We start from the raw sequence: 13749 nt of genomic DNA, 5'->3' as shown, positions 1-13749 counted from the left end.
CCTAAAATATAGTGTCAATAAGACATACTCTACTTCGAAACAGGAAAAATTATCTCCCCTTTACCAGAGAAGAAATAATCCCTTCTAGCAATCTTTAATACGTACTCTTCATCATTTAACTTTTGAACTTCGTCTTTTAGACTTTTTTCTTTATTCGTTAATGAATCCAGTTCTTTTTTCATGTCCTTAACTTTTGCTTCTTTTGCTTTAATGGAACTGTTTTGTTGATAAAACGTTACACTAATACTCGCAATAATTGTAAAAGTAAAGACAAGAAAAACCGCTAAACGGCGATAAAGTCGCTTCCTGTTCTCATCCGTTTGTATTATATGCTCTTTAACAGGATTTGGACTCTGTTTTTCGATTGTTCTTTGTCTCAGTTCCCTCATTTCCGAGGTCCCCCTAACTTCTTTTTTATACGCTCCCATATTTGGAAGATATGTCCCTTCAATTTTGCTATATATTGCAGGAACCCTATATGTTTCACTATAAAAAGTTTAACACGATTAGGGAGAAGTTTCCATATGAGCGAAGCAATAAATCGAACAGGCCAGAAAAAAACTTTCCATATGAAAAGTAATATCCAAATCACCATTTTCCATAACACATGTCCAATTGAAAGCAGTATACGAAATAAGAATAATATAAATGCAATAAATAGCTGCGCTATAATAATAACAGGTTTTATCATGAGTAGCTGTATAATTCGAACAAAAAAATATGTTGTTTGCATAAAAATATAGATGAGAAAATTTAACAGCTTCATGTATAGTGCTTTCAGTAAGCTTTGATATGCCGCAAAACCACATAATAATGCCAAAAACACATATATACGTAACTCAGCTTCATTTACGAGAAGCAATACATAAAAGACAAATAATGCTTGGACAATCCAAAATAGTATATCATGTATAAATACAAGCCAACGTTTACGTTCTTGACGCTTTAAAAAACGTTGATATGTATCTAAAGATGCTCCAATCCAAGCACCCATTCCAATCATTGAAAGCATTGTATACAACTGAATTGTTAAGCTCATTTAAACAACTTACTAAAGAAACCTTTAGTTTTTTCTCCTTGATTTTCATCAATATACAGCATCTCATGAACTTTCCCTTTAATCGACACAATACCTTTTTCTACATCTAAATTTTTCATTTGTAAATTTTGACCACGAATCGTTAAAAAACCCATTACGGTTTCGAGTAAAAACTCTTCGCTATCAAAACTCTCTACCTGCTTCACACCAGTAATATCAATTACACGCCTTCCACGCATAATAATATCATGCTCCACAGAAACATTTTGTTGATTAGAAGACGTAGGTGAGTAACCATTATTCACGTAAATCCCCCCATAGGTTTTTACTAGCTAATAGTAATGTATGAGGGGATAAATGATTTTAGAACAAGCCTTCTTCCGCTTTTACTTTTTCTTCGCGAACTAAGCTATACATATTTGCTGCATCTTCTTTTTTAGTTGTTTCTTTCAATTCATTTATTTTTACAGTCACTATTTTTTGACCAAAACGAATTGTTAATTCATCAGCTACTTTCACATCCGAACTTGCTTTTGCCACTTGACCATTAATAGATATTCTTCCTTGATCAGCTACTTCTTTCGCTAATGTTCTTCTTTTAATTAAACGTGACACTTTTAAAAACTTATCTAGACGCATCTCAAATCCCCCTATTAACGCTCTGTTTGTTTCGCTTCTTCCCATAAAACATCTAACTGTTCTAATGATAAATCTTCCATCTCTTTATTCATTTCAGCTACTTTTGCCTCCATGTATAAAAAACGACCAGTAAATTTCTCATTAGTTGAACGTAACGCCTCTTCTGGATCTATTTTATAATGACGAGCTATATTAACAAATGCAAATAGTAAATCACCAAACTCACCTAGCATCTTTTCCTCATCCATGTTTGTAACTTCTTGTTGGAACTCTTGCCATTCTTCCAAAGCTTTCTCTATCATAGGCTGCACATCAACCCAATCAAATCCAACCTTACCGGCTTTCTTCTGAATTTCATAGGCGCGTAGTAACTGCGGCAAACTTTTTGGAACGCCATTTAAAACAGATTCTTTCACGAATCCTTTTTCTTGTTTTTTAATTTCTTCCCAATTGGCAATCACTTCATCAGCATTGTTTACATCCGTATTTCCAAATACATGTGGATGGCGACGAACCATTTTCTCAGATAGAGTTCGAATGATATCATCTATAGAAAACCAACCTTCATCTTCTCCAATTTGAGCATGAAGCATAACTTGTAATAATATATCACCTAATTCTTCTACTAAGTGATCATCATCCTCTTCATCAATTGCTTCCAATACTTCATAAGCTTCCTCAATTAAATATTTCTTTAATGATTGATGTGTTTGCTTTTTATCCCACGGACAACCATTTGGGCCTCGAAGTTCTGCAATAATTTCTCTAAGTACATCGAACTGTTGATACAAGGATGCACGCTCCTGAACTGGCGGCACATACACACTCGTTAAATTATTCAATTCCGTTTCATGATCTAACATATACAACGGTACCTTCTTTACTTGTTCAAATGAAGTTCCTGCAGCTGTTACGATATACACTTCATAATCATCCGGCAACATCTCCATTAATGTTAATTTCACATCAGATGCAACGAATGCATCATATACTTGGCAAAAGATTAGATGTTGACGTAATTCTAATTGTCCTCTTTTAAATGATGTAGCGTCAAGTAATTGAAATCCTTCAATTGGATCAATCTTTAGGCTTGCAAACATAGGATCAAGGAAACTTTGTCCACCCTCAATTCGCACTTCAACATTTGAATCTTCACCTTTTTCCAACAGTAGCTGAACTGTTCTTTCTGCTACAAGCGGATGCCCTGGAACAGCATAGATAATTTCTGTACCTTCAGCTTGTTCTAGCAATTTATTCGCAATTGTTTCATATACAATTTCAAACGTATCATGCGCTTCATATACATCATCAAAAGCCGTATATTGTACGCCTTCTTTCTCCAATTCTTCTATAACTGGATGTTCCTTCGTCCTAACAAACAGATGATCTGCTTCTTTTATCTTTCGATATACACCCATCGTTAGCTGATCTAATTCACCAGCACCTAAACCTAAAATAGTAATGATTCCACTCACAATCTGTCACCTCTATCCACTCTTCTTCAATGAACCTTCTTTTTTCTCTTGTTTCATAACGGTTCCTAATTCTTTTTTTGTAAATACACGTAATTTCAAAATTAAAAACATATATGTCAATCCGCCGACAACTACACCTAGCAACGCTTCAAGCGTCGCGATTCCTCTATGTTCCGTATCAATTACTAATCCAGACACCTGCAACACACGTGTGAACATCATTAATACAAATCCCATACAGATACCACTAATCACTACACCTAACATATTTCGCTTATTGATAAGCGATCCTGATACAGCTCTCATAAGCAACAAACTATTTAGCCCAGAAATTATAATTAACGCACACAAAGTCGCAAAGGCTGCCCCTTTCACACCAAAATAAGGCATAAATATATAATTTAACGCTAACTTTAAGCAACCTCCAAATACAACAAATAATGCTGGCTTAAATGTTTGTCCCAACCCTTGTAAAATAGAAGCCGTCGTAATTGACAACGAACTAAATAAAATAGATAAAGATAAAATAGATAAAACATCTGATCCATCACTATTTTCAAACAACATAATATTCGTAGGTTGAATAATACAAGTTAGTCCAATAGCTGCTGCAAGTCCAATAACAAGTGTTATTTTCATTGCTAACTTTACCTTTTCTTGAATAAAGGAAAGATCTCCTCTTTCCTTCGCCGCTGTAATAATTGGAATAAGTGACAACGAGAAAGAAGTCGTCACAACAGTACCTAATTGCATTAGCGGAATACTTCTATCATAAACACCCTTTAATACCTTTGCACTTTCAACCTGTTCTCCCGCACCAATAAGTAAGGTGTACAAGGATATTGAATCTGCCATCTGTATAAAAATAAGCACTAAATTACTAACACAAATCGCTAACCCCTGCCAAAAAAGGATTTTAATTATCCTCCTTTTGCCCTTAATTCTCGCTACACTTTTGAAAAATATAGAACGAAAATCTCGACGCATATACAACATAAGTACAATAATCCCAATAAGTCCACCCGCAATTGAGCCTAACATAGCCCCTGCACCAACTGTATATAAATCAAATCCGTGAGCAATTAGGAATAGCGATAAAAATACAATAATAGAAACTCGAATTGTTTGTTCTATTACTTGCGAAACAGCTGTTGGCATCATATTATTGAAGCCTTGAAAATACCCTCTTGCTACAGACAAAAACGGCATCAATAAGAATGAAAATGAAATAGCACGTAGTAACTTATCTAAGTATATATCGCCCATAGCTATCGCAATTGTTTTGGCCCCAAAAAACAATGTAAAGAAGCCTATAAAACCAATTCCCAATAAAAAACAAAAAGATACACAAATAATTTCTTCTGCTTCTTTTTGTTTTCCCCGCTCTAGTCGTTCTGCAACCATTTTCGAAATGATAATAGGAAACCCATAAGTAGCTAAAATTAAACAAAATCCATAAAACGGGTAAATTTGTTGGTAAATATAAAAACCAATATCACCCGCTATATTTTGATATGGAATACGGTAAAAAGCGCTTAATACTTTTGTAACAAAACTTGCAATCGTTAATATAATAGCCCCACGCCAAAAGGCTTGATACTTCTTCGCTTCCATACAAGAAAACTCCTTTTTCTATTCTCACCTCTCGTATTATATCATAAAGAAATGAACAAGCTGCCTTACCACCACGGGTAATAATAGGTTCCTGCACCGTTAAAAATACTCAACGAAAAAAGGTAGCAAAGCGCTACCTTCATTCAATATACATATATCTCCAAATAATTGATTTCTCAAAAAGAAAGATCATAATTAGGAAAAATTGCTACTTCTAAAATTATACACCCTTACTGTTCCATTTGTTTCGCTAAGAAACTGGCAGCAGTATTAACCGCTTTATGCTCGATTTCGCTTATAATAGCTTCTTTCGAAAAAATAATGACAGCTCCAATTGGGTCTCCGTTTGCAACAATCGGTCCAACTGTATAAGAATGAACCTTTTCTGTTACACCATCGATAATGGAAATATCACTTTCGTCCGTCATAATAACAGACTTTCGTTCTTCCATCGTTTTTTCGATTAAATCGCCAACACTTTTATTTAAGTATTCTTTTTTCGATACGCCTGATACTGCGATGATAGAATCTCGATCACAGACAAGCACATTATGTCCTAAGCTGTCATATAAAGCCTCAGCATATTCTTTTGCAAAATCACCTAGTTCACTAATTGGAGAATACTTCTTTAAAATTACCTCTCCATCGCGATCAACAAATATTTCTAGTGGGTCTCCTTCTCGAATACGTAAAGTTCTACGAATTTCCTTCGGGATTACTACCCTGCCTAAATCATCAATTCGACGTACGATTCCAGTTGCTTTCATTCTAATGCTGCCTCACTTTCTACTGATGATCAAAGTGGTGAATTTACCTGTTCATGTAAAAATCACCAACTGTTAGACATAGTATTTTACACATTAGTTCTTCTATGCACGTCGAATTGTATTTTTTTATCTTATTTTAGGCATTTATTACTTCTTTTTTTACATCTGGTAAGCCTTTTAATAAATTTTCAGCAATTGTTAACCACTTCGATGTCTCTAAACCATTTGTTTTCATAACAATTTTCAATTGTGATCCTTCCATTCCTAAACCGATCATACGTCCAAAACTATTTCCAAGCATGAATAATTTTCCACCATCAATATTTTGACTTGCTTGTTCAGAAAACAGGAATGTTACTTCAAATTTATTCTGTTTAATTAACTCAATTTGTTCTTTCATTGCCAACACTTTAATATTTGCAATTTGTAATAAATAACCGACTTCTTGTGGATAATCACCGAATCTATCGATCATTTCTTCCTGCAATTCTTCAATATCCTCAATTGCAGAAACACCTCTAAATTGTTTATACATCATAATTTTTTGCTTACTATCTGAAATATAAGCATCTGGTAAGTATGCATCTACCTCTAAGTCAATTTCAACATTAACTGTATTTTCAGCCCCATCTGTTCCTCTACGCTGTTCAATTGCATCTTTTAACATTTGAGAATATAGATCAAATCCGACAGAATCAATAAATCCATGCTGCTCTGCCCCTAACAAATTACCCGCTCCACGAATAGATAAATCTCTCATTGCAATTTTGAAACCAGATCCAAGTTCCGTGAACTCTTTAATTGCTTGCAGACGCTTCTCTGCAACCTCTGACAGCACTTTGTCACGTTTATAGGCAAAGTATGCATATGCAACACGATTAGAACGTCCAACACGCCCACGAAGCTGATACAACTGTGATAATCCCATACGATCTGCATCAAATACAATTAACGTATTTACATTCGGAATATCTACACCCGTCTCAATAATTGTTGTACTTACAAGAACATCATGCTGTCCTTCTAAAAATGATAGCATAACAGACTCTAATTCACTTTCGTTCATTTTCCCATGTGCGTACGTTACGCGGGCATCTGGAACTAACATCGAAATTTCATCTGCTTTTCTTTCAATATCCTCTACACGGTTATATAGGAAGTAAATTTGACCGCCTCTTGCAAGCTCTCGCTCTATCGCCTCTCGCATTAATGCTGGATTATACTCTACTACATACGTTTGGACTGGGAAACGATTTTCTGGCGGTGTCTCAATAACAGATAAGTCGCGCACACCAAGCATAGACATATGAAGCGTCCGCGGAATCGGAGTTGCCGTTAATGTTAATACGTCAACATTCGCCTTCAATTGTTTAATTTTCTCTTTATGCGTCACACCAAATCTTTGTTCTTCATCAATAATAAGAAGCCCTAAATCTTTATAAGCAACATCTTTAGATAAAATACGATGTGTTCCGATTACAATATCTATTGTGCCATCCTTTAAACCCTTAATCGTTTCATTTTGTTGTTTTCTCGTACGGAATCTACTTAATAATCCTATATTGATTGGATAATCTTGAAAACGCTCTCGAATTGTTTCATAGTGTTGCTGCGCAAGAATCGTTGTCGGTACTAAAATTGCAACTTGTTTTTCATCCATAATTGCTTTAAATGCCGCACGAATAGCCACTTCAGTCTTTCCATACCCTACATCACCACAAAGGAGCCTATCCATCGGGCGTCCGCGTTCCATATCTTTTTTAATCTCGTCAATAGAACGTAACTGATCCTCTGTCTCTTGATATGGGAAAGATGATTCGAACTCTTGTTGTTCTGCTGTATCTGGCGTATATGCATAGCCTTTTGAAGCTTCGCGTTCAGCATATAGTTTAATTAGGTCATCCGCAATGTCTTGTACAGATTTTTCAACTTTCGTTTTAACTTTTTTCCAATCATTACCACCTAATTTGTAAACTTTTGGATCCTTACCTTCAGACCCTACATATTTTTGGACTTGATCAATTTGTTCAATTGGAACGTATAACTTATCATTACCTTGATATTTAATATTTAAATAATCTTTATGAACACCATTAATCTCTAATGTCTCAATACCTAAAAATTTACCTATACCATGATTTACATGAACTACATAATCTCCAACTTTTAATTCCGAATAACTTTTAATACGTTCAGCATTCGATAACTTTTGTTTACGTTGTGATTTTTTAACTTTCTTATGAAAAAGCTCCTTTTCAGTAATGACAACAAGCTTTTGCATCGGCATTTCAAATCCTGCATGTAAATCACCTACAGCAATTTGTAACCTTCCAGGCAATAAGATATCTGTACCTTCTACAATATCTGCCTCAATATCATAATCACTTAAAATATGTTGTAATTTTTTCACACGTTCATCATCTGTTCCAAGTACAACAGTCGTAAAATGCCCTTCATTCCATCTATCAATTTCTGTTTTTAACAAATTCATCTGTCCATGGAAATCTTGCATTGTTTTACATGTTACATTCACAATATTTTGCGGATGTGTGTGTGCAATATGACGCAAGAATAACGTTAAATATACAAAACTTCTTTTTTTATGATGAAGAAATCCCTCGAATGCGTGAGAGAAAGATAAATCTTGAATAATTGTTCCTTCACCAAGAAGTGATATATACCATTCCGCCTCTTCTGTTTCTAGATGTGATGCTGTTTCTTGAATACGGGAAATCTCATCTAAAATTACAACACCGTCTTCTGGTAAATAATCTATCAGACTAGCAGGTTCTTTATAGAAAATAGATAAGTATTTAAACATCTGTTCTATACTTTGCCCGTTTTTCAACATCTCAATTTCATGACTTACCGTCTCAAGTACTGTAGTCTTTAGTTTATCATCAGAAAGTTTTTGCATCGTCTTAGTCAAACCTTCTTCAAGATGCTGAATTCCTGATTTTAATTCTTCCTGTGAAAATAAAAACTCTGTTGCCGGACCAAACTTAACGCTTTCTTTTTTTCCTTGAGAACGCTGTTCATCCACATCAAATAATCGAATAGAATCGACTTCTGTATCGAAGAATTCAATACGAAATGGTAGTTCTTCAGTTAAAGGATAAATATCTAATATTCCCCCGCGCAAACTGAACTCCCCTGGAGCTTCTACCATCGACTTACGTTCATAGCCAATATGATGTAAAGTATGCAAGAGCGCATCTAAATCAATCTCTTGCCCTAGATTGATTTCAACTTGCTTTTGCTTCCACAATTCTTTTATTGGTAAAAATCTACGCAATCCTGCCACTGGAGCTACAATGATTCCATTCTCTCCCGCAGCCAAACGATTTAATACTTCTATACGTTGCGCCTTCAATTCTGGACTTGCAACCCCAATTTCCGATGCTATCAGTTCATTCACTGGATATAGCCACACATCTTTTTCACCAAGTAACGCCACTAAATCTTCATGTACTTTTTGCGCTTGATATAAGTTATGTGTCACGATTAATTGTGATTTTTTTGTTTTTTTATATAAAGCCGCCATTAATAATGAACGAGAAGACGTTGCCATCCCTGATATAAGTTGTTCCTTTAACCCATCTTCTAATCCATTAATAACCGATTGTATCTCTTCATTTTTATAAAATTGCTCTAATAAACCTATCATTTTTAAAACTCCTCTCAACATAAAGAGCAAGTCATTCTATTTTATGCAAATATTTCGGAAAAGGAAAACAGAAAAATGCTTTGGACATGCCAAAGCGACAACATTTTATTGCAGAAATTTTTCATATTCATAATACTCAGGATAAGATGCGAGCGTTTCTTGACACGATTCACAAATCGTTTTTATATATATATTTCCATTCTCATGAAAATGAATCATCTCTACTACTTCTTGCTCTGTTAGTTGAAATAAAACGTCGCTATATACTTTTTCTGCGTTAATGGAGCCTACATTACCTCCGCAGTGTCTGCAATAATAATACCCTTCCATACTAGCCTCCTAAAAATTAAATTACTACTAGTATGGGTAAAACAAAAGAGAACTATTCCTAATCTCATTTTTAACTATTGAAAGTATTCATGATTTGGAGAAAAGGCTTATTTAGCCACTCTTCACATGCATCCGCTGCTTTTTCAATAGAATGATTAACATCCGGAATCTCTTCAGATGTAAAGCGTCCTAATACATAATCGACTACCTTCATTCCATTTTTCGGGCGATCAATTCCCATACGGATACGTTGAAATTCTTGTGTTCCTAGGTGTGAAATCGTTGACTTTACACCATTATGTCCACCAGCACTACCTTTCATGCGAAGACGTAATTTACCTACAGGAATGTCTAAATCGTCGTACATAACAACGAAGTCCTCAACATCAATTTTATAATAATCCATGAGTGGACGAATACTTTCCCCAGATAAATTCATATATGTTAGCGGCTTTAATAAGATTACCTTTTCTCCATTAACAAACCCTGCACCAAATACACCTTTAAATTTTTGTTCATTCAAAGAAATGTTCCAACGCTTCGCAAGCTCATCAATGGCCATAAATCCAATATTATGCCTTGTTAATTCATATTCTCTACCTGGGTTCCCAAGTCCTACTATCAATTTCATTCTTGTACCACTACTTTCTTTTTTCGATACGAAAAGACGTAACCAATTTTGGTTACGTCTCATTCTATCCAATTAATTGAATAATACACTCACAGATTCTTCTTCGTATACACGAATGATTGCTTCTCCGATTAATGGAGCAACTGAAAGTTCATGTACTTTGTCGATTTTCTTCTCTTCCGGTAATACGATAGAGTTCGTTACAACTAACTCTTTAATATTTGAATTTTGAATACGCTCAATTGCTGGACCAGATAATACTGGGTGTGTACAGCAAGCATATACTTCAGAAGCGCCGTTCTCAACAAGAGCGTTTGCTGCTAATGTAATTGTACCAGCTGTATCAATGATGTCATCAATTAAAATCGCTGTTTTGCCTTCAATATTACCGATAATGTTCATTACCTCCGAAACGTTCGGGCGAGGACGACGCTTATCAATAATAGCGATTGGCGCTTTTAGACGATCTGCCATTTTTCTTGCACGAGTTACACCACCATGATCAGGAGACACGATTACGATATCTTTAAGACCTTTTGTTTCAAAGTAATCAGAAAGAATCGGTACACCCATTAAGTGGTCGATTGGGATATCAAAGAACCCTTGAATTTGTGGAGCATGTAAATCTAGAGTGATTACACGAGTTGCACCTGCTGTTTCAAGCAAGTTTGCTACAAGTTTCGATGTAATTGGTTCACGAGAACGCGCTTTACGGTCTTGACGCGCATAACCATAGTAAGGAATAACAATATTAATTGTTTTCGCAGATGCACGTTTTAATGCATCGATCATAATAAGTAATTCCATGATATGTTCGTTTACTGGGAAGCTTGTAGATTGAATAATGAATACATCGCAACCACGGATACTTTCTTCAATGTTAATTTGAACTTCTCCATCACTAAAACGATCAACAGAACATTTTCCTAGTCCTACTCCAATATGCTTTGCAATCTGCTCAGCAAGTTCCTTATTAGAGTTTAAAGAGAATACTTTCAAATTAGAATTTAGATATTGAGTCGACATCTAGATTAACCCTCCACATTATGATTTTTTCTTATTCAGCAATTGATCAACATAGTCTTCTTTGTTAACTTGACGTGCACGTGCTACCGATAATGCTTTTGATGGAACATTCTCTGTAATTGTAGAGCCTGCTGCCACATAAGCACCATCTTCAACTGTTACTGGAGCAACAAGGTTTGAATTACATCCAATAAATACCCCATTACCAATCACAGTTTTGAATTTATTCTTACCGTCATAGTTCACCGTAATTGAACCACAACCAAGATTCACGTCTTCTCCAACTTGTGCATCCCCGATATAACTCAAGTGTGAAGCTTTACTTCTATTACCAAAGACAGTCTTTTTGATTTCCACGAAGTTTCCAACGCGTACTTCATCTCCAATAACTGAATCTGGGCGAATATGTGCAAATGGACCAACCGATACTTCTGTACCAAGTTTACTATCATGTACAGTAGATTGACGAATTGTCGTACGATCTCCAATTTCACTATCACGAATTACTGTATGCGGTCCAATTTCACAATCAGAACCAATTACAGTGTTCCCCTCAATAATTGTTCCTGGATGAAGAACTGTATCACTACCGATAATTGCATCAGCAGAAATATAAGTGTTACTTGGATCAATAATTGTAACACCATTTACCATGTTCTTTCGGTTAATACGGTTTTTCATAATAATTTCCGCTTGCGATAGAGCGACTCTGTCGTTAACACCTAACGTTTCATCGAACTGCTCTGTTTGATAAGCTGATACGATATGACCTTCATTTTTTAAAATCTCAATAACATCTGGAAGGTAATATTCACCTTGTACGTTATCATTTGAAACTTTAGAAAGTGAAGCAAATAAAGCCTTATTATCAAAACAATACGTACCTGTATTGATTTCTTTAATAGCTAATTCTTTCTCATTTGCATCTTTATGCTCAACAATCTTTTCAACATGACCATTTTCATTACGAACAATACGGCCATATCCAGCAGGCTCTTCTATGTATGCTGTTAGCACCGTCGCCATTGCTCCTGCTTCTTTATGTTGCTGAAGTAATGCTTCCATCGTTTCAGCAGTTATTAGAGGCGTATCACCACAAATAACTAAAGTTGTTCCTTCTTCATTTGCAAGTACACTTGCAGCTTGATCTACAGCATGTGCTGTACCAAGTTGTTCTGCTTGTAATGCAAACTCACTTACGTTCCCTAGCTGTTCTTGTACCATTTCAGCACCATGTCCAACAACCGTTACAAGTTTCTGCAATCCTAATTGAGATACTTGATCGACTACGTGTTGTACCATAGGTTTTCCACATACAGGATGCAGCACTTTGTATAGCTTAGACTTCATACGTGTGCCTTTACCTGCAGCTAGAATCACTGCAAATCTGTTTGACATATAGACCCTCCATCGCAACCTATTTATCCATTAAAGATATTATCCTAAATCATCATATATTTCAAGAAACACATTTTAACTATTAAATTTTACCATAATTCTTATAAGATGTTTTACTCTTTAGTATCTTTTTTAAGAAATAAGCTATACTATTTAAAATGATTTTGAAAAAATTAGTAGTTTCTTCTTTTTATGTTAATGAATTATGAAATTTTCAAATATAAAGCCAAAAAAACAAACTCCTGTAAATGCTTACAGGAGTTTGCTACAAAATTATAAGGCTTTTCGTCAAAGCCCTTTTCATTCGAATTTTACGAAGCACCTGCTTCTTCAAACTCAACCTCTTCTAACTCGCCTAAACGATGATACTCTGTTAAAACCGCATCTTGAATTTTAGAGCGTGTACCAGAATTAATCGGATGTGCAATGTCACGGAACTCTCCATCTGGAGTACGTTTACTTGGCATTGCTACAAATAATCCATTATTACCATCAATTACACGAATATCATGAACAACAAATTCATGGTCCAAAGTAATAGAGGCAATTGCTCTCATGCGGCCTTCTGTGTTTACGCGGCGTAATCTTACGTCAGTCACTTCCATCTTGTGTTCACCACCCTTTTCTAAATAAGCGATATATTTGTATAAATTCCACAAATTTTCTATTTTCCCTTTAATTTTTTAAAAATTTTTAAGATAAAAATTTTTAATGTAGTTGAATATAGAGATTAGTGGAGGCTATCGCTTACAAAAGGTTACTTAACTAGGGCGATTACTTCAATTTCAACGGAAACATCTTTCGGTAATTTTGCTACTTGCACACAAGATCGAGCTGGTTTATGAGTAGAGAAATAAGAGCTATACACTTCATTCACAGCATTAAAATCATCCATGTCCTTTAAAAATACTGTTGTTTTTACGACTGTATCAAATGAAGCACCAGCTTCCTCTAATACCGCTTGTAAATTTTGAAATACTTGTTCTGTTTGTACTGTTACATCTCCTGTTACAAGCTCCCCATTTGCCGTCAATGGAATTTGTCCTGAGCTATAGAACATATTATTTACAATAATCCCTTGCGAGTAAGGTCCAATTGCTTGTGGTGCCTTGCTTGTTTGAACAACTTTCATACTTTTCACCCTTTTATTATTTATTTTACTC

General features: G+C 35.2%; 14 protein-coding genes. All 14 read right to left on the bottom strand.

Features of this window, described 5'->3' with window-relative positions:
- Positions 1-29 precede the first annotated feature (29 nt).
- On the bottom strand, positions 30-389 hold the full coding sequence (divIC, locus tag C4S65_RS29550) for a cell division protein DivIC (RefSeq protein WP_001208739.1): 360 nt from the start codon (positions 387-389) through the stop codon (positions 30-32).
- Complete coding sequence (gene yabQ, locus C4S65_RS29545; protein WP_000059770.1) at positions 386-1039, bottom strand: spore cortex biosynthesis protein YabQ; 654 nt, start codon at positions 1037-1039, stop codon at positions 386-388. Before yabQ ends, divIC begins: the two co-directional genes overlap by 4 nt.
- On the bottom strand, positions 1036-1344 hold the full coding sequence (gene yabP / locus C4S65_RS29540) for a sporulation protein YabP (protein ID WP_001059105.1): 309 nt from the start codon (positions 1342-1344) through the stop codon (positions 1036-1038). Before yabP ends, yabQ begins: the two co-directional genes overlap by 4 nt.
- Before the next feature lie 58 nt (positions 1345-1402).
- Positions 1403-1678 carry an RNA-binding S4 domain-containing protein gene (locus C4S65_RS29535; protein ID WP_001234876.1) on the bottom strand — a complete coding sequence of 92 codons (276 nt, stop codon included), beginning with the start codon at positions 1676-1678 and terminating at the stop codon, positions 1403-1405.
- A gap of 14 nt (positions 1679-1692) precedes the next feature.
- The gene (mazG, locus tag C4S65_RS29530) at positions 1693-3153 is read right to left on the bottom strand and encodes a nucleoside triphosphate pyrophosphohydrolase (RefSeq protein WP_061666994.1); all 1461 of its coding nucleotides are present in this window, start codon (positions 3151-3153) and stop codon (positions 1693-1695) included.
- A 12-nt stretch (positions 3154-3165) separates the two neighbouring features.
- Positions 3166-4767, bottom strand: a complete 1602-nt coding sequence (locus C4S65_RS29525) for an oligosaccharide flippase family protein (protein WP_103945733.1) — start codon at positions 4765-4767, stop codon at positions 3166-3168.
- Between the two features lie 230 nt (positions 4768-4997).
- Positions 4998-5534, bottom strand: a complete 537-nt coding sequence (gene spoVT, locus C4S65_RS29520; protein ID WP_000648306.1) for a stage V sporulation protein T — start codon at positions 5532-5534, stop codon at positions 4998-5000.
- Positions 5535-5670: 136 nt separating this feature from the next.
- Positions 5671-9201: a transcription-repair coupling factor gene (gene mfd / locus C4S65_RS29515; RefSeq protein WP_061666992.1), complete on the bottom strand. Its 3531-nt coding sequence runs from the start codon at positions 9199-9201 to the stop codon at positions 5671-5673.
- Positions 9202-9306: 105 nt separating this feature from the next.
- Positions 9307-9531 (bottom strand): anti-sigma-F factor Fin family protein, encoded by a 225-nt coding sequence (locus C4S65_RS29510; protein ID WP_000399438.1) that lies wholly within the window; start codon positions 9529-9531, stop codon positions 9307-9309.
- Positions 9532-9601: 70 nt separating this feature from the next.
- Positions 9602-10162: an aminoacyl-tRNA hydrolase gene (gene pth, locus C4S65_RS29505; protein ID WP_000767702.1), complete on the bottom strand. Its 561-nt coding sequence runs from the start codon at positions 10160-10162 to the stop codon at positions 9602-9604.
- 72 nt (positions 10163-10234) lie between these two features.
- Positions 10235-11188 carry a ribose-phosphate diphosphokinase gene (locus C4S65_RS29500; protein ID WP_000107420.1) on the bottom strand — a complete coding sequence of 318 codons (954 nt, stop codon included), beginning with the start codon at positions 11186-11188 and terminating at the stop codon, positions 10235-10237.
- A gap of 18 nt (positions 11189-11206) precedes the next feature.
- Positions 11207-12586, bottom strand: coding sequence for a bifunctional UDP-N-acetylglucosamine diphosphorylase/glucosamine-1-phosphate N-acetyltransferase GlmU (glmU, locus tag C4S65_RS29495; RefSeq protein ID WP_000071039.1), 1380 nt, complete (start codon positions 12584-12586; stop codon positions 11207-11209).
- Between the two features lie 311 nt (positions 12587-12897).
- On the bottom strand, positions 12898-13191 hold the full coding sequence (spoVG, locus tag C4S65_RS29490; protein WP_000454041.1) for a septation regulator SpoVG: 294 nt from the start codon (positions 13189-13191) through the stop codon (positions 12898-12900).
- A 152-nt stretch (positions 13192-13343) separates the two neighbouring features.
- The gene (locus tag C4S65_RS29485; protein ID WP_000869815.1) at positions 13344-13718 is read right to left on the bottom strand and encodes a RidA family protein; all 375 of its coding nucleotides are present in this window, start codon (positions 13716-13718) and stop codon (positions 13344-13346) included.
- Between the last annotated feature and the right edge of the window lie 31 nt (positions 13719-13749).

Origin of the sequence: Bacillus sp. ok061, assembly GCF_900108285.1 — a bacterium.
Lineage (GTDB): Bacteria > Bacillota > Bacilli > Bacillales > Bacillaceae_G > Bacillus_A > Bacillus_A thuringiensis_S.
This window is presented reverse-complemented; position numbering and strand designations above follow the sequence as displayed.